This window comes from Chelatococcus composti (genome assembly GCF_014201415.1).
Lineage (GTDB): Bacteria > Pseudomonadota > Alphaproteobacteria > Rhizobiales > Beijerinckiaceae > Chelatococcus_A > Chelatococcus_A composti.
Genome location: NZ_JACHEH010000001.1, coordinates 276,951 through 294,884, shown reverse-complemented (window position 1 = coordinate 294,884; position 17,934 = coordinate 276,951). Strand labels below are relative to the sequence as shown.

The window sequence follows — 17,934 nt, the reverse complement described above, 5'->3', positions numbered from 1 at the left end:
CCTCGGCCGCGGCTACTTCGCCTCCGTCACCTCCACCGTGCCGAAGCCCGTGCGACCAAAGCGCTCGGGGCGATACATGTCCTCGACCGTCGCCGGCGGGTGGACATAGCGGCCCGGCGCCACGGCGCGGACCATGTATGCGACGGTGATGAAGGCCGACTGGTTGCTGTCGCGATCGAAGGCGGCGACGAAACGGTCGTCACGATAGTCGACATGCGCCGGCTGGACCGTGCCTTGCAGCCACGACAGCCCCGCCGCCGACGAGGCATCGACGAGGCTCGGATTGTCGATCTCGAACCCGGCCGGCAGATGGTCGACGAGCAGCAGGCGGGCGAAGCGCGCCTGGTCCTCTGTCACCTTAAGCACGGTGACGAGCCGCTCGTTCTGCCGCACCGATGAGGGATCGACCTCCGTTCCGTCGAGCCGGTGGTAGCTGCGCTGCACCGTGTAACCGCGGGACAGGGCCCCCTCCCGCGCCATCGGATTGCCGGAGACGGTAACGACGACGCGCGCATCGACAGACCCCGTGTTGGCGATCGTCACCGCCCCCTCGTCCAAGGTGGCGGCGCGATAGTTGCGGTAGAAGGGACCGTCAATCCCGCGCCCGTCCACGGTGAGCCTGAGTCGCGCGTTCTCCTGCTGCAGGGCGCCGGCGGCGAGCACCATCCAGGCCTGTTCCTGAGTGCTGGTGTAACGACTGTCAGCGCGCGCCTCGTCGACGACGAGAGACGCCTGCTGGATCTCGGCGCCGCCCGTGCCAGCCTCGCCCAGCAGGGCAAGGAGGGCGGCCCCGTCACGCAGACGCGAGCCATAGTCGGGCCGCGAGGCGGGCGTGTCCCTCTCGCCGCGCAGCGTCGCCATGGCGGTCGCGAAGGCGGTCTCGGCCCGGCGCCTGTCGCCCAGCAGAGCGAGCGCGGCCGCGATCTGCGCCTGCGCCATGGCGCTGCCGAACTGCGACAGGCGGACGTCGGCGAGATAGCGCAGGTCGCCCATCACCGGGCGGCCGTTGCGCGCCAGCACGTAGATGGCATAGGCCAGCTCCTGCCCCTTGCCTCGCTCGAATTCCGTCGTGTTGGCCACGTAGTTGCGCAGCCGCTCGAGCGCGAGGTCGAAGGCCGTCTGCGGCACGGCGAAGCCCTTCTCCCGCGCCCGCGTGAGGAAGTCGGTCACGTAGGCGTCGAGCCAGATGTCGTCGCCGCCGACGGACCACAGGCCGAAACTGCCGTTGGAATCCTGTCGCGACAGCACCCGCTCGATGGCATTGCGCACGCGCTCCTCGCGCTGCAGGTCGATCGGCAGCGCCTCGGCACCGGCGAGCTCGTTGACGTAGAGCAGCGGCAGCGCCCGGCTAACAACCTGCTCCGAGCAGCCGTAAGGATAGCGGTCGAGCGCCTGCAGCAGGCCCGGCACGTCGAGCGCGCCAAGCGTCGTCACTGAAACGGACACGACACCCGAGCCCGGCATCAGGTCGGCCACCACGTCATTGCTGATCGAGACGCTGCCGCCCGCCGGCAACGGCCGCACCGTGCGATGGGTGAGCGCCGGCGTGCCGGGAGCGATGCCGAGGGCAAAGTCCTGCGCCACGTCGATTCCCTGTCCTCTCAGCCGCACGGTCAGCCGCGCGGTGCCGATCCCGCCGGCCGTGACCGGCAGCGACAGGGCCGTGCGTGCGCCCTTGTCGAGCTTCAGCGTGCGATGCGTCGACTCGAGCGGCAGGATGACCGGCCCGGAGGCATCGACCTCGACCACGTAGTCACCGGCCGGCCCCTCGACATTGTCGATGGCGAGGTGGATGCGGGAGGTGTCGCCCACGTTGAGGAAGCGGGGCAGCGTGCCGGCGACGACAACGGGGTCGCGCACCACCACGTCGGCCGTGGCCGATCCCGCCCGCGTCTTCGACCAAGCGACGGCCATGACGCGCACGGTGCCGTTGAAAGCCGGAATGTCGAACGAGACATGGGCGACACCGTCCACGCCGGCGCGCACGACGCCGGAATAGAGCGCGAGCGGCTCCTGCGTGGGCGGCGCGCCGTCGAGCTGGGGCGCGCCCGCGTCGCCGCCCGAGCGGATGGCGCCGCGCGTGCCCTGCATGCCGTCGATGAGGTAGCCGTAGACGTCGCGGATCTCCGTGCCGAGACGCCGCTGGCCGAAGAAGTAGTCGCCGGGACGCGGCGCCTCGTAGCGCGTGAGGTTGAGGATGCCGACATCGACAGCGGCCACCGTCACGTAGGCCTCCTCCCCCGCCGCGAGCCCGCCGAGCCTCACCGGCACGGCGAGCGTCTGCCGCGGCAGCATCGCCTGCGGCACCTCGAGCGACACGTCGATGTCGCGCTGATCGCGCGCCACGGAGAACCAGGCGACGCCGAGCGCCCGGCCGGGCATGCGCTTGGCGCCGACATCGAGCGGCCGGTGCGCCAGCGCCACCACATAGGCCCCCGGCCCCCACTCGGCCTTCGCTTCGAGCGCGACGGTGGTTCCCGCCGGGTCGAGATCGACGAGCCGTTCCTCGTGCACCTTGTCGCCGACGACGAGCACAGTGCCCTTCCCCGCCGCGCGCGGCCTGAGGCTGATCTCCATCCGCTCGCCGGCCGCGTAGGCGGCCTTGTCGAGACGCATCTCGAGCACGTCCGGCGTGTCGGCGCTCACTGTTCCCGTGTAGCCGACGGAGAAGGACAGGCTCGTCGGCGCCGCATCGCCGCGCTCGGCCTCGATGTCGAGGCGGTACTGCCCCCAGCCGACGGGCGCCGCGATGCGCGCGGGCGCGTCGGCGCCCGGCTCGACCCGGCCATCGGCGACGCGCCGCGTCGTCCTGACCGGCTCGTAGGACCAGGCGCCCCCCTGATTGAACCATTGATAGCGCTGGTCGATGCGGTAGAGGCTCCAGCGCAGCGGCATGGCGATGCGCTCGCCGCCGGCCGTGGCGGCAACCACGTCAAATGTCGCGGTGGCTCCGTCGGACAGGTCCGAGAACAGCTTGCGCACGCCGATGACGTTGCCTTCCTGCGCGATGGGCAGGCTGAGTGAGCGCGTCACGCCGCGCCCACCCGGCTCGGCCACGGTCACGGCGATGGTGGCGCGCAGCGGCCGCGGCGCCGTCACCTCCGGCAGCGGCACGGCGAAGGTCGCCTTGCCGGTGGCGTCGGTCTCGGTCCTTTCCTCGACCTCCTGCATCACCGCCTCGAAAGGCTCGTCGTCGAGGCCGACGACATAGCCTTCGAGCCCCTGCATCGCGTTGTCAGGCGCGGCCTCAACCGTCACGGTGCCGCTGACATCGAGCCTGGCACCCGGGGCGCCGTAGAGATAACGGGCAGCGACGTCGACATTCGCCACGCCGCCGGCAACGACCGTTGGCGCCTGCGGGGCCAGCGTCAGCTCCAGCCGCTCCGGCACGTAATCCTCGACGAGGAAGGTCGTCTCGCCGATGGGCGCGCCCTTCGGATCGGCATAGGCGGCGAGCCGCCAGGTGCCGCGCATGGCCCCCGGCAGGATGGCCAGCGACCAGGCGCGCCCGCCGAGCCCCTGGTCGTCGACCGTCGCGCGCCGGTATTCGACGCCATCCGGCCGGCGCACGACGAGCGTGAGCGGCAACCCTGCGGCGGCATCGCCGCGCGCATCGCGCAGCAGCGCCGTGACCTGGACCGTCTCGCCCGTGCGGTAGACGCCCCGCTCCGTGAACACCAGCGCATCGAGAGGCCCCGGCGTCTGCCGGCCGGCGACGCCGCGGTCCGTGAGGTCGAAGGGCGTCTGCGACAGATCGAGAAAGGCGTAGTCCCCCGCCTCCGTCGTCGCCACCACGAGCCCAGGAGCGAGGCCGCCCTTGCCGCGCGAGAGCCCCGGCGGGAAGACGGCACGACCGTTGCCGTCGCTCTTTGCCTCGCCCAGCACCTCGTTGTTGCGCGCGATGAGCCTGATGGTAGCGCCCTGCAGCGGCGCAGCCGAGGCGAGCGAACGGGCGACGACATGCACGCCGTCCTCGCCGGACAGGGCCGTGAGGCCGATGTCGGAGACGATGAACCACTGCGTCGCGACGGGGTTGTAGTCCTCATCCGGCGGCGGCCCGCCCGCAGGGCGCGCCGTCATCACGTAGACGCCGGGCTCCAGCTTGCCGCCCGTGGCCTCCAGCACCGGAAAGGCGGTGATTACGTCCTCGTTGAGCCGCCGCTCCACATCGAGCGTACCCGTCCAGACCTTCTGCCCCTGGTCGGAGGCGATGTTGTCGGCCGTCCAGCGGGCGATCTGCGAAAGGAACTCGTCAGAGCGCAGCGTCGGCAGCAGGTTGCGGTCACCGATGCGGTAGAGCTCCACATCCACCTTGTCCGTGTTCACGGTCACGACGGGGATGCCCTCCTGCCCCGTGCGCGGCAGGATGTAGTTGCGGCCGGTGAAACGGGCCTGCGGGGAGCGGTCGCGCACGTAGACCTCGTAATCCGCGTTGCGCAATAGCGTCTCCTCGACGGCGGAGGGCAGGCCTTGCCGCAGCACGACTGCATAGCGCTCGCCGTGCTTCAGCCCGTCGACGCACAGCTGGCGGTCCTCCGCCGTGACCGCGGGCGTCCCGTTGCCCGCAACGGCGACGAAGGGCGAGAAATCGACCCTGCCGCGCGCCAGCGGCTCGGAGAAGGTGAAGCAAACGCGCGGCGAGGCCGAGTCGGAATCGACCCGATAGTCGAGAATGCGGAAACCGTACTTCTCGCGCAGATCCTCGTAGACCGACCGAACCCGCGGATTGTCTGCGAGCGCGAGGCTCGTCCTGTAGGCATCGAGCGACGGGCGCCAGAACTGCCGCCAGGCGAAGACATCGCCGAGGAGCGCCAGTGCCGAGGCCTCGGCTGCCGCGCCTCGCGCGTTCACATAGGCCGCATAGGCCGCGCTCGTCGCCCGTTCGGCGAGCTGGTAGCGCTCGCTGTAGTTCGTCGGCGCCACCGCCATGGCGGCCCGCGCATAGGCCGTCCAGCCGGCGGCATTCGCCGGGTCGGCCGCAACAGCGGCAGCGGCAGAGGCGAGCGCCTGCCGCGCGTTGCCCCGGGCGAGCGCGCGGGCGCTTTCGCGGCGCAGCTCCTCGGCCGGGCGCCCCGCCGCCGGCCCTGCCTCCGCCTTCAGGTCCGCCTGCAGCCTGACGGCGGCGCTGGCGAGATCGCTCCGCTCGAAAGACTTCTGCGCCGATGCGGGCGGCGCCGCTGCAAGCATCAAGAGGGTTGCGACAGCGACGGCAAGCAGTTGCGCAGCACGAATCATGCTCCCCTCCCTGAGCGGGTCTGCCGGCAGCGTCCGGGAAAAAGCAGCACCGCCCCGACGACGAAGGCGAGACTAAGCGCCCCGGTTCGGGCCTGCAATCCACGGCTGCACTGCATGTCGTGACGACACCATGCCGTTTTGCCATAGTCGCGCGAGGGACAAACGGGGAGCGCGCGATGACGCAGACGGGACGCGACCGCAGGCAGCCACGCAGCAAGGCGCGGATAGGGGCCACGATCCTCGCCCTGGCCGGCGCACTCACCGTGCCGGCCGTCCCGGCCATCGCGCAGCAGAAGCCGGTGGCGAGCGACGCGCTCGATGCCGCCCGCGCGGTCTTCGAGGCTCTGCCGGAAGCCGAGCGCAAGGCCATCCAGGACGCGCTCGTCTGGACCGGCGACTACAACGGCACGGTCGACGGCACGTTCGGCAAGCGCACCTTCGACGCCATCCGCGCCTTCGAGACGCGCAGCGGCCTGGCCGCAGACGGCATCCTCACCCCGGCAGAGCGTGACGCGCTCCTCGCAGCGGCGCGCCGCGAGCGAGACGCGGCCGGCTTCGCCGTCATCGACGAGCCGCGCAGCGGGATCCGCATCGGCGTGCCCCGGAAGATGCTCACCGAACGCAGCGACACGGCGCGCGGCGCCATCTTTCGCGCCAAGCGCGGCGGCGGCTCCCTGATGACGGACACCATCCCCGCCTCGACCGGCGCCAGACTCGAGGATCTCTACGCCGATCTCATCGCCGCCCTGCCCGGCCGCCGCATCACCTACAAGGTGCTGCGGGACACGTGGTTCGTCGTTAGCGGCGAACAGGGAGGCATGCGCTTCTTCACCCGCTTCGCCGCAACCCGTGACGGCCTCAGCGGCTTTACGGTGACCTACCCGCCGGCCGCTGCCGCAACCTTCGACCGCCTTGCCATCGCCATCACGAACAGCTTCGACCCGGAGCCCGGGACTGCGGCGCCCGCAACGGCCGACGCAGTCGGTGCGGCACCGGCCGCTCCCACCGTCCCGGGCGACAACGCCTTCACCGCCGTCATCCTCGACAGCGGCAAGGCGCTGACGAGCGCAGCCGCAACGGCCTGCAAGGCTCCCACGGTCGCCGGCAGGCCGGTGACGTTCACGGCGCGCGGCGAGACGGCCCTCACCGAAGGCTCGTTCCGGATGCAGGGAGCGCCCGTCGCCTGGCACCGTCCGGCGGGGGCGGATGTCGAGGTCTTCGTCCTCGGCCATGCCACCGTCGGGGGCGAGCGCCGCCTCATCGCCACGCCCGGACGGCTGAAGGTGGCGAGCGATGGCACCGCCCGCCTTGCGGCCCCGGTGCAGCCCGGCATGGCGGGGGCCCCGGTCATCGACAGATCGGGCGCGCTTGTCGCCCTCACCGGGCCATTGCCGCAGACGATGGCGCGCGTGGCCGGCATCGCTCTGAGCCCAGGCGTTCCGGCGACGTTGGCGGAGCGCTTTGCCGAAGGCGTCGGTCTGCCCGAAGCCACGGCGACCGACGACGCGACCGGCCTCGGCGCCGCAGCCGCCGCGTGGCAGGCTCGCATCGTGGCGGTGGATTGCACCGGCGGCTAGGGTCCGCCAGGCCGCCGGCGCCGGAGGCCGTCAGCGCATGTAGAGATCCTTGTAGGTCTCCCGCAACACGTTCTTCTGGACCTTGCCCATGGTGTTGCGCGGCAGCTCGGGCACCACCACCACCTGCTTGGGCTGCTTGAACTTGGCGAGGCGTCCCTCGAGGGCCTTCACGATGGCGGCGGCATCGAGGCTCGCCCCCTTCTCGGGCACGACGGCTGCGGTCACCCCCTCGCCGAAGTCGGGGTGCGGCACGCCAAAGACGGCGCTCTCGGCCACGCCGGGCATGGCGTCGATCTCGGTCTCCACTTCCTTGGGATAGACGTTGTAGCCGCCGGTGATGATGAGATCCTTGCCGCGGCCGACGATGTGGACATAGCCGCGCTCGTCAATCCTGCCGAGGTCGCCGGTGATGAAGAAGCCGTCCTCGCGGAACTCGGCCTTGGTCTTCTCGGGATTGCGCCAGTAACCCTTGAAGACGTTGGGCCCCTTGACCTCGATCATGCCGATCTCGCCCTGCGGCAGCTCCTTGCCGCTTTCGGGGTCGACGACTCGCAGCGACACCCCGGGCAGCGGGAAGCCAACGGTGCCGGCAACACGATCCCCGTCGTAGGGATTGGAGGTGTTCATGTTCGTCTCGGTCATGCCGTAGCGCTCGAGGATGGCGTGCCCCGTGCGCTCGCGCCATGCGCGATGGGTGTCGGCCAGCAGCGGCGCCGAGCCGGATATGAACAACCGCATGTGGGCGGTCGCTTCGCGCGTCAGGCCCTCGTGCTGCAGAAGGCGCACGTAGAAGGTCGGCACGCCCATCATCGTGGTCGCCTTGGGCATCAGGCGCATCACCTCGTCGGCGTCAAACTTCGGCAGGAAGATCATGGACGCCCCTGCCGCGAGGATGACGTTGGTCGCCACGAAGAGCCCGTGCGTGTGGAAGATCGGCAGCGCGTGCAGCAGCACGTCTTCACTGGTGAAACGCCAGTAGTCGACGAGCGTGAGCGCGTTGGACCAGAGGTTGTCGTGGCTGAGCATGGCGCCCTTGGAGCGCCCGGTGGTGCCGGAGGTGTAGAGGATTGCGGCAAGGTCGTCCGGCCCGCGCTCCACGTCGGCAAAGTCCGGCGCCTCCGCGGCCGCGCGTTCCATCAGGCTGCCCTTGCCCTCCGCGTCCAGCGTGTCGATGCGGGCCCCGTAGCGCTCGGCGACGGGCGTCAGGCCATCCCGGCTTTTCGGATCGCAGACGACGAGCGCCGGCTCCGCATCGCCCAGGAAATAGTCAAGCTCGGCGAGCGTATAGGCCGTGTTGAGCGGCAGGAAGACAGCACCCGCCCGCACGCAGGCGAGATACAGCATCACCGCCTCCGGGCTCTTCTCCACCTGGACCGCGACACGGTCCCCCGGCCGGACGCCTCGTGCCACGAGCGCACGCGCAATTCGGCCTGTGCCCTCGACGAGATCGCCATAGGTGATGATCCGCCCCGTCGGCGTCTCGATGAACGTCCGGTCGGCGGAGGGCATGCGGGCGGCGAGCTTTGCGAAAAGATAGGATGGCATGAGCTTTGTCTGCGTTCTGTCTTCTTGTGTTCAGTCGCTGATGGGCACGAGCGTGCGTGAGGCCCGCTCGCCCTTCAGCTGCTTTCTCACCGCCGCGGCGGCGATGACCTCTCCCGAGCCGACGAAGGCTTCGTGATTCTTCTCGATGTCTTCAAGCGCGTAGAGATAGTTGACCATCAGGCCGTGCGCCTGGACGAGGCCCTTGGGGCTCGTGTCGCCGAGGAAGTTGAGCCGCTCCAGCCGCGCTCCGTTGCCGAGGTGGAAGCGCGCCACCGGGTCGAGCGGCCGCCCGTTGGGCGTCTTGGCCTTCAGGAAGTACCACGCGGCGGCGGGCAGCAGCACCTTGCGCACCTTCTGCGCCGTCGCGGCGTCCTCATGCCACCCTTCCTCGTCGAGCGCGGCCAGCACCGCCTTCGCCTCGCCGTCGAGCACCTGCGAGGCCTCTGCGGCGCGCTCCCGCGCCAGCCATCTGGCAAAGCCCGGCACCGGCGACAGCGTGACGAAGGTCTTCAGGTTGGGCAGCTCGCGTTTGAGGTCGTCCACCACCTGCTTGATCAGGAAGTTGCCGAAGGAAACCCCGGCGAGCCCGCGCTGGGTGTTGGAGATGGAGTAGAAGACGGCCGTCGTCGCCGTCTCGGCGGCGATGGGCTTGCGGTCCTTGGCGAGCAGCGGCGCGATGGCGTCAGGAATGTCCTGCGTCAGCGCCACCTCCACGAAGATCAGCGGCTCGTCCACAAGCTGGGGATGGAAGAAGGCGAAGCAGCGCCTGTCCGGCGGCTCGAGGCGCCGGCGCAGGTCGTCCCAGTCATGGATCTCGTGAACCGCCTCGTAGCGGATGATCTTCTCCAGGATGTTGGCAGGCGTCGTCCAGTCGATGGGGCGCAGCACCAGGAACCCCCTGTTGAACCAAGACGAGAAGAGATGCACGAAGTCGGCGTCGACCGCCTTGAGATCCGGGCGGTTCGGCAGATGCTCGATGAGCTCCTCCCGCATCTTGACGAGCGCGGCGGTGCCGCCCGGCGCCAGGTTGAGCCGGCGCATCAGCTCCTGCCGGCGCGCCTCCGCCGCGGTATGCAGGCGGTGCAGCGTCGCCGCGCTCGGCTTCTCGCGATAGGCCTGGATCGCCTCCTCGACCTTCTGCGGATCGGCGCCGAAACGCTCGGCGAGCGCCGTGAGGAAGGCGAGACGGGTGGCGGTCGGCGCGTTGGCATAGCTGTCGAGCACAGCCTTGGCGAGCGCGACGCCCGAGGCCTCGCCGCGGCCGGAAAGCAGGTGTTCCGACAGCTCTACGATGTCGCCGCGCGCCGCCGCGTCGCGGGCGAGCCCGAGCATCGCCCGCCCCCGCTCGCTGAGCTGCTGCAGCAGTTCGTTGAAGAACGAGTTCGCCATCCGCCTCTCCTCCATCCTGTCAGACCGCAGGCCCCATCACCGCATCGGGCAACCAGGTGGCGATCTGCGGGAAGATGCACAGGAGGATGATACCGATGAACATCACCACGACATATGGCAGCGAGCCCCAAAGGATCTCCCGCGTCGGCACCTGCGGCGCGATGGCATTGATGACGAAGAGGTTGAGTCCGACCGGCGGCGTGATGAGGCCGACCTCCATGTTGATCGTCAGCACCACCGCGAACCAGTAGGGATCGAAGCCCGCCTGCGTCACGATGGGGAACAGCAGCGGCGCCGCCATGACGATGACCGCCACCGGCGGCAGAAACATGCCCGCCACCAGCAGGAAGATGTTGATGACGAGCATCAACAGCCAGCGGTTGATCTCCAGCGAGGCGATGGCGCCGGCGATGGTCTGCGTGATGAAGAGCGAGGAGAGCGCAAAGGCGAAAAGCTCCGCCGCAGCCATGATCATCATGATCATGATGCTCTCGCGCATGGCCGTGCCGAAGATCTCGATCACCGGCCCGGCGCGGAACAGCCTGTAGACGATCAGGACGACGGCGAGCGTCAGGAAGGCCCCCGCCCCGGCGGCCTCGGACGGTGTCGCGACGCCCCCGTAGAGCACGTAGAGCACCCCGACGATGATGGCGAGGAATGGCAGGACGCGCGGTAGCGCGGAGAACTTCTCCGCTAGGGTAAAGCGGCGCTGTCCCCCGTCGGAGAAGCGGTAGCCCTTTCGCTTGGCATCAATCAGCGCCCAGGCCATGAACATCACTGTCAGCATCAGCCCGGGCATCACGCCGGCAAGGAACAGCCGGCCGATGGAGGTCTCCGTGGCGATGCCGTAGACGATCATCGTCACCGACGGCGGGATGAGGATGCCCAGCGTGCCCCCGGCACAGATCGAGCCGGTCGCGACGGATGCGGGATAGCCCCGCCCCATCATCTCGGGGATGCCCATCTTGCCGATGGCGGCGCAGGTCGCCGGGCTGGAGCCGGTCATGCCCGAGAAGATGGCGCAGGCGCCGAGATTGGAGAGGACCAGCCCGCCCGGCACCCGGTTGAGCCAGCGGTCAAGCGCCTCGTAGAGATCCTTGCCGGCCGGCGAGGCCGCGACCGCAGCGCCCATGAGGACGAACATCGGGATCGAGACATAGGCGAGGTTGGCGATGCCGGCGTACATCGTCTCGCCGAGAACCTCAAAGATGCCGAATCCCTCCTCGACGAGGAGTCCGGCAATCGCGGCGAGGCCGAGAGCGAAGGCGATCGGCATGCCCGTCGCAAGGAAGGCGAAGAGCGAGCCGACGATGACGTAGGTGGCGATCGAGAGCGTCATGCACCGGCTCCTGCAGTGTGCGGCACGGACTGGGCCGTCTCAGCCGCCATGAAGAGTTTCAGGATCTCGGACACGTACTGCAGGGTGAGCAGGCCGAAGCCGACAGGCAGCGCCAGGAGCGGGATCCACAGCGGCGGCGCCCAGACGGTCGGCGTCGTCCAGCCGCCCTCCCACGCCTCGTGAAAATAGATCACCGAGGCAACGAACATCGCGACGCAGAAGGCAAGGCCCAGAAAGGCGCCGATGATGGCGAGCCGCCGCCGCACCGGCGCACTCACCATGGTCTCGATGACGTCGACCCCGACATGGCCCTTGCGCATGAGGACGTAGGGAGCGCCGAGGAAGACGGCCGCCGTGGCGCTGAAAACGACGAAATCACTCTGCCAGATGGTCGGCGCGCGAAAGACGTAGCGCATGAAGATCATCTGGCAGACGACGACCATGGCGGCCGCAATGAGGATGCCGGCAATAATGCCGAACAGGCGCGATACGCTGTCGACACCGGCAACGAAGGCTCGAACCATTTCCTTGTTCCGTTCCCAGAGAAACGCTCGTGCCGGCGGGTCCCGTCGGGACCATTCGGACGACACGGCCGGCGTTCCGGATGCACCTGCAGCACCCTTGCGGCGCCCGGCACCCTTTCGCGGTGTCTTCCCGAAGGCGGGAAGCGGAGCCCCCCCTCCTCCCGCTGTCGGTGAAGCCTGGCCGTCCGCGCGACCCGGCACAGGCTCCGCCTACCTGAGGCGCTTCGCTCACTCGACGGCGAGCGCCTTCTCGATCAGCTCCTGGCCGCCCTTCACCTCCTCGGCGAAGTGCTTGTAGGATGACTCCTGCGCCACCTTGAGCCAGGCGTTGTAGTCCTCCTCGGACATCTCGATCACCTCGACGCCCGCCTTCTTGAAGGTCTCGATGAGGAGCTCGTCGCCCTTCTTCGCCTCCTCGTTGAAATATTCCTCGGCCACCTTGCCGGCGTCGAGAATGGCCTTCTGCTGCTCGGGCGTGAGCTTTTCGAAGACGCGCTTGGACATGAGCACCGGCTCGTACATGAACCACAGCGCGTTCTTGCCGGGCGCGGTCAGGCACTTCACCTGCTCGTAGAGACGATAGGAGATGAAGCTCGACGAGGAGGTGTTGGTCGCGTCCAGCACGCCTGTCTGCATGCCGGTGTAGATTTCCGACGAAGGCATGGACGAGATCGAGGCACCGGCTGCCGCCAGCATCTGCTCGAAGGCCGGGCCGGCAGCGCGCGTCACCTGCCCCTTGATGGAATCGGGGCCGGTGATGCAGTTCTTCTTGGAGGCGAATCCGCCCGACAGCCATGCGTCGGCAATGACGATGGCGCCCGCATCCTCGACGATCTTCTTGATGTCGGCCATGAAGGGCGACTTGTTGAGCCGCTGCGCCCTCTCGTAGTTGCGTACGAGGCCGGGCATGAGCGTGGCCGAGAACTGGGGATGGCGACCGGCCGCGTAATCCAGCGGGAAGGCCGTGATGTCGAGCTGCCCCTTGGTCACAGCGCCCCACTGCTCGTTGGGCTTGTAGAGCGAGGCACCGGGAAAGACCTGGATCTTGATCCCGACGTTCGCCTTCTCCACCTCCCGGGCGATGATCTGCACCATCTCGTCGCGCGGGTCGCCCTTGCCGCCCGGAAACTGATGAGACGCCTTGAGCACAATTTCCGCAGCGGCCGGCAGCAAACCGCCGATAAGGACGGCCACGGCACCGGCCGTCGCCAACAACGTCTTGCGCATGTCGTTTCCTCCGAAGTGATGGCTCGTCGAGGAGCCGGGCCTCTTGCGGGCCTTGGAGTTATCGAAGTCAAACTTGCATCCGCTGTCAACGATTTCGTATACAATTCGATCTGGTTCGTATGCGACGGTCCGGTTCCATGAGCGGCAAGCGCGGCTTTGTCCTGAGAGACGCCCTCGAGAACGACATCGCCATGGGCGTCTTCAAGGCTGGCGAGCGGCTGGACGAGGCATCGCTGGCGCAGCGCTTCGGCGTCTCCCGCACGCCGATCCGCGAGGCCCTGCTACAGCTCGCCACCACGGGTCTCGTTGAGCTGCGCCCGCACCGCGGCGCCGTTGTCGCACAGGTGGGGCCTTCCCGCCTCATGGAGATGTTTGAGGTGATGGCGGAGCTGGAAGGCATGTGCGGCCGTCTCGCCGCACGCCGGGCCGATAGCAGCGACCTGTCCGCACTGGCAACGGCGCAGGGCGAATGCCGCGCGGCCGCCGAGGCCAACGACACGGACGGCTACTACTACGCCAACGAGCGATTCCACCACGCCATCTATCAAGCCTCCCGCAACGGCTTCCTCGCCGAGCAGGCAACGCTGATGCACAGGCGCCTCAAGCCCTACCGCCGCCTGCAGCTGCGCGTCCGGGGCCGCCTGCAGACCTCGCTCGCCGAGCACGACGGCATTCTCGCCGCCATCGAGCGCGGAGATGCGGAAGCCGCCTCCAGCCTGCTCAAGGCCCACATCATCATCCAGGGTGAACGCTTCGGCGACCTCGTGGCGAATCTCGCTGAGCATTCGGCGTGATACGGCACGCGCTGTTTGTCATACGCCGGCAAATACTGGGCGAATCTTCGAAAGTAGCGGACAGTTAACCAACGCTTTGATGAGTTGCCGGCGCTCTGCACTGAACGCCACAACTTTCGACAAGTTCACCTTTCATTACCCTCTGTCTCCTATCATTCCGACATTCGGACAATAGCGGGACAAGAGAAAGCATGCGCACGCTCGTCGGCCTGATCTGTGCCGCCATCGTCGGCTTCAGTCTCCCCACCACCGCGAAGGCGGAAGAACTGCGCATCGTTGGAACCGGCGACGGCGTCGACATCCTGCGCGCCGTCGGTGAACTCTACACGCAGCGCAATCCGCAGACGACGATTGTCGTGCCGCCAAGCGTCGGCTCGGGCGGTGGCATCCTCGCCGTCGGTTCGGGCCAGGAAATTCTTGGCCGCATCGCCCGCCCCCTCACCGACACCGAGAAGGCCCAGGGCATCGTCGCCGTTCCTTTCCTCAAGCTTCCCTCAGCCTTCTATGTTCATCGTAGCGCCGGCATCTCCTCCCTGACCGGCGCGCAGCTGCGCGCGATCTTCGCCGGCAACATCGAGAACTGGCGCGAGGTGGGCGGCAACGACCTGCGTGTGCGCGTCGTGCGCCGCGAGGACCGTGACAGCACGCTGCTTGTCCTGCGGGCCACCATGCCGGGCTGGGACAACCTCGTCATCACCGACAAGTCGAAGACCGCCTTCACCACGCAGGAGGGCATCGAGTCCGTGCGCGATGTCGAAGGGGCCATCGGCTGGGGGCCCTATTCCACCAGCCTGCCCGAACAGATTGTTGTGCTGAGCGTGGATGGCCTGTTCCCCACGGACGAGGGCTACCCCAGCGCAAACACCATCGAGCTCATCTACAACGAGAAGACTGTGACGCCCGAGGCGCGCGACTTCCTCGCTTTCATTTCCTCTCCCGAGGCCCGCGAGATCGTGCGTCGCATGGGCGGCGTCCCCACCGCAAAGTGAGGTCGACGTGAAAAGCCTGTCGTCCCTCGGCACGCGTTTCACCATCGCGATCGTCGCCACGGCGCTGGCGGCATGCTCGGCGTTGGTGGCGTTGACGGTCATGCGCCTCGACCGGGGCCTGAACCGGCAGGCGCTTCAGCTCGAGGCACTCGCCGAAGCCAAGCTCTCGGAACGGCTCGAGGCTGACGCGAAGCTCGCGGCTGCCCGCCTGAAGAACGTCTTCGACGAGGTGACCTACCAGATCAACGCCATCGCGCAGCGGGCCGATGTCAGCCGCGCCATCGCTTCCAGAAACGTCGTGGCAATGAGCGAGCTGCTGTCGCGCGCGGCCGAGATCGCGAAGCTCGACGGCATTCTCGTCATCGACAACAAGATGCGCGTCATGGGCGCGCACGATCAGTGGCTGGACATTCTCGGCGCCGACGCCGCGTTGCAGAAGAGCCCGCTCGCCGAGCGCATCCGCCCGCTGCTCGCGGAGAACGACCGACGCCGGCCGCATATCCTGGAACTGATCACACCGCTCGACGAGGCGCTGGCAACGGCCGTCGGCGCCCCTGCCCCGGTGGCGGCTGCCGCCATCGTCGTCACGCCCATCTTCGACGATTTCGGTGACGTGGTCGCCGCTCTCATCGCCCACCGGGCGCTGCGCATGAACGAGCCCTCTCTCAGCGAGTTCTCGCGCCTGACAAATACCGGCATCGTCGTCCTCTCCGGCGAAACGGTTGTCTCCCGCGCGGGAGCACCGCCACTGACGGGTGGCTTCTCCCTGCACGAGCCGAGCAACCTGCTCGAGACTCCCGATGGGATGTACTTCGCCCGGTGTACCGGCTTTCCTGCGGACCTGCAGATCTGCGCCCTCGCCCCGCGCACGGAGGCTTACCAGCTCAGGGATGAGACCGTGCGCATCGGCGCGGCCGAGACGCGTGCGCTCGTAGCGTGGCTCGTCGGCGGCGGGTGCGTTACGCTCATCGCCTTCGCCGCCATCGCCCTGGCAACAGCTCGCCACGTCACGCGGCCGCTGGCACGCATCACGGAGGCGGTCGGCGCCGTGGCGCAGGGCGACTGGCGCACCCATGTCTCCGGCGCCAACCGCAAGGACGAGGTGGGCGACATCGCGCGCGCCGTGGTGCTCCTCCAGCGCTCGCTGCAGGAACGCGACCAGCTGCGCACGCACGTCGCCTTCGCCGAGACCGTCAAGCAGCGCCGGGAGGCGCTGGAGCAGGCGATCCACCGCTTCGACGAGACAATGCGCTCGGTGCTGACTCGTGTCGGCAACGGCATCGACACGATGGACGCCATGGCCCATCAGCTCGCTGACGTGTCAGCCGCCGCCGAGAGGGAAGCCGTCGAGGCCGTTGCCGCTTCGGAGAGCACCGTCTCCAGCGTCACGCTCGTCAAGCACGCCACGGAGCAGCTCAGTACCTCCATTGCCGAAATTGCCAGCAAGGTGCAGGAAACGGCCACCGTTGTGGACGACGGCAATGCGGTTGCGCGCGCCGCCACAGCCAAGGTCGACAGCCTGGCCGAAGCGGCGAGCAAGATCGGCGCGGTCGTGCGCCTCATCGACGAGATCGCGGCCCAGACCAACCTCCTCGCGCTCAATGCCACCATCGAGGCAGCCCGCGCCGGCGAGGCCGGCAAGGGCTTTGCCATCGTCGCCAACGAAGTGAAGGCTCTGGCGGGCCAGACGGCGAAGGCCACCGACGAGATCGCGAGCAAGGTCGCCGCCATTCAGGAGGCGACCGGGGAAGCGGTCAGCTCCATCGAGATGATCGCGCGCACCCTCGAGAACGTCATGGCCCACACCAAGGCGATCGAGGTCTCCATCGAGCGCCAGACGGTCGCGACGCAGGAGATCGCCGGCAGCGTCTCCGCCGCCTCAAGCGGCACCGTCGACCTGTCGCACAGCGTCGATCGTCTCAAGGCGACGATCGGCGACGCGCGCAGCACGTCGGTGCATGTGGTCAACACGGCGACCGTCATGGTCGAGGAGGCGCGCCGCCTCGACCAGACCGTGCGCGCCTTCCTGGCCGAGGTGTCAGCTTAGACCGGACGCGCTGCATCAGGTCGGAAAAAGCCCTTCTTCCAACATGTGATGGACGCGCTTTTCGATTCACCCTTCGAAGAGCGCGTCTGCATTTGCAGCCTTATTCCCTGCGCATCAGCCGCCGGGCCGCGAACAGCGTTTCCTGCAGCGGCCGCCGGGCCGCGGGGCGGTTCACGGATCTAGCGGCAGCGGAGCGACCGGCTCCGTCCTCGCCCGCCATCTGCGGCGCGAACAGACCGACATCCCGCACGGAGCCCCGGCCAGGTGCGCGCAGCAGCCGCGCCATCCTGTCCATGAAGGACATGCGCTGCTCGCTCGGCAGGAACGGATCGGCGAAGCAGAACGCGCCGGCCGCCAGCGCCTTCTGTTTGACGGAGTCGACGAGGCCCGGCGCCCCCGCGACATAGACCATGTCGGAGGGGCCGAGCAGCGGCAGGTAGTTTGTCGGCCGACCCGTCCGCACGAGCCCTCCCCCGCCCTGCCGCGAGGTGGCGATGACCTCGCGCGCGCCGTGGTCGCGCAGCCAGTCAAGGGAATCGCGCATATAGAGCCCGTCGAGATCTCGCGCGCCGACGATGACAATGATGTCGCGCCTCGGGCGTGCCCGCACGGCCTCGTGCGCAACGGCCCAAATGGGTGCCCAGCCAGTGCCGCCGGCAACGAGCACCATCACGCCGTCACCGCGGCGGAAGAAGGCATGGCCGAAGGGCCCGCGCACCTCCACACGGTGGCCGGGCCTGATGTCCCGCCCCAGTTCGGACGAGACGATGCCGTCCGGCAGCATGCGGATATGGAAGATGAGTTCGTGCGCGGCCCGCGTGCCGTCCCAGCGCAGCGTGGGGCTGTAGTCGCGCGCCGGAAAACCGGCGAAGGTCACGCTCACATATTGTCCAGGCAGATACTCGAGCGGGGTGCGCAGCTCGACGATCACTTCCACCACGTCGCGCGACAGGGCACGCATGGCGGCGACATGGCCGGCGCGCCTCGTCGCCTCCGGCACCTCGTCATATGCGATCACCGCATCGCCCAGGAGCATCGCCTGGCAGGCGAGCACGGTGTCACCCTCCCCCGTGCCGCGGGCGTCGACTAATCCCGAGACGACCCGCACGCGGCAGGTCTCGCACTGGCCCGAGCAGCAGTCATGCGGCACCGCGATCCATGCCCCCATCGCCGCATCGACCAGCGTCTCGCCGATATTCGCCCGAACCGTGCGCCCATTGACTGTCAGATTGCACTTGCTTGCCATGTCTCAACCTCTGGCGCGGCGC

The 17,934-nt window shown here is 68.5% G+C and carries 11 protein-coding genes; 4 read left to right on the top strand and 7 right to left on the bottom strand.

Annotation, left to right across the window (positions count from 1 at the left end):
• Positions 1-12: 12 nt before the first annotated feature.
• Positions 13-5,235 (bottom strand): alpha-2-macroglobulin family protein, encoded by a 5,223-nt coding sequence (locus HNQ73_RS01515; RefSeq protein WP_183331549.1) that lies wholly within the window; start codon positions 5,233-5,235, stop codon positions 13-15.
• A 176-nt stretch (positions 5,236-5,411) separates the two neighbouring features.
• Here HNQ73_RS01515 and HNQ73_RS01510 point away from each other — a divergent pair, with 176 nt between their 5' ends.
• Positions 5,412-6,812 (top strand): peptidoglycan-binding domain-containing protein, encoded by a 1,401-nt coding sequence (locus tag HNQ73_RS01510; RefSeq protein WP_183331547.1) that lies wholly within the window; start codon positions 5,412-5,414, stop codon positions 6,810-6,812.
• A 30-nt stretch (positions 6,813-6,842) separates the two neighbouring features.
• Here HNQ73_RS01510 and HNQ73_RS01505 read toward each other — a convergent pair whose 3' ends face one another.
• The 5 genes from HNQ73_RS01505 to HNQ73_RS01485 all read right to left on the bottom strand — a co-directional run bounded on the left by HNQ73_RS01505 (position 6,843) and on the right by HNQ73_RS01485 (position 12,836).
• Positions 6,843-8,357: a malonate--CoA ligase gene (locus HNQ73_RS01505; RefSeq protein ID WP_183331545.1), complete on the bottom strand. Its 1,515-nt coding sequence runs from the start codon at positions 8,355-8,357 to the stop codon at positions 6,843-6,845.
• 30 nt (positions 8,358-8,387) lie between these two features.
• Positions 8,388-9,746, bottom strand: a complete 1,359-nt coding sequence (locus HNQ73_RS01500; RefSeq protein ID WP_183331544.1) for a malonyl-CoA decarboxylase — start codon at positions 9,744-9,746, stop codon at positions 8,388-8,390.
• A 19-nt stretch (positions 9,747-9,765) separates the two neighbouring features.
• Entirely contained in the window at positions 9,766-11,085 is a 1,320-nt protein-coding gene (locus tag HNQ73_RS01495) for a TRAP transporter large permease (protein ID WP_183331542.1), read from the bottom strand.
• A complete protein-coding gene (locus HNQ73_RS01490) occupies positions 11,082-11,609 on the bottom strand; it encodes a TRAP transporter small permease subunit (protein WP_183331540.1) in 528 nt (175 codons plus the stop codon). The genes HNQ73_RS01495 and HNQ73_RS01490 overlap by 4 nt, the downstream gene beginning before the upstream one ends.
• Positions 11,610-11,837: 228 nt before the next feature.
• Entirely contained in the window at positions 11,838-12,836 is a 999-nt protein-coding gene (locus HNQ73_RS01485; protein ID WP_183331538.1) for a TRAP transporter substrate-binding protein, read from the bottom strand.
• Between the two features lie 137 nt (positions 12,837-12,973).
• Here HNQ73_RS01485 and HNQ73_RS01480 point away from each other — a divergent pair, with 137 nt between their 5' ends.
• From HNQ73_RS01480 to HNQ73_RS01470, 3 genes are all read left to right on the top strand, one after another.
• Positions 12,974-13,630: a GntR family transcriptional regulator gene (locus HNQ73_RS01480; protein WP_183331536.1), complete on the top strand. Its 657-nt coding sequence runs from the start codon at positions 12,974-12,976 to the stop codon at positions 13,628-13,630.
• A gap of 191 nt (positions 13,631-13,821) precedes the next feature.
• Positions 13,822-14,619 (top strand): PstS family phosphate ABC transporter substrate-binding protein, encoded by a 798-nt coding sequence (locus HNQ73_RS01475; RefSeq protein ID WP_183331534.1) that lies wholly within the window; start codon positions 13,822-13,824, stop codon positions 14,617-14,619.
• 7 nt (positions 14,620-14,626) lie between these two features.
• On the top strand, positions 14,627-16,666 hold the full coding sequence (locus HNQ73_RS01470) for a methyl-accepting chemotaxis protein (protein WP_183331532.1): 2,040 nt from the start codon (positions 14,627-14,629) through the stop codon (positions 16,664-16,666).
• A gap of 100 nt (positions 16,667-16,766) precedes the next feature.
• Here HNQ73_RS01470 and HNQ73_RS01465 read toward each other — a convergent pair whose 3' ends face one another.
• Positions 16,767-17,912 carry a 2Fe-2S iron-sulfur cluster-binding protein gene (locus HNQ73_RS01465; protein WP_183331530.1) on the bottom strand — a complete coding sequence of 382 codons (1,146 nt, stop codon included), beginning with the start codon at positions 17,910-17,912 and terminating at the stop codon, positions 16,767-16,769.
• Positions 17,913-17,934: the final 22 nt, after the last annotated feature.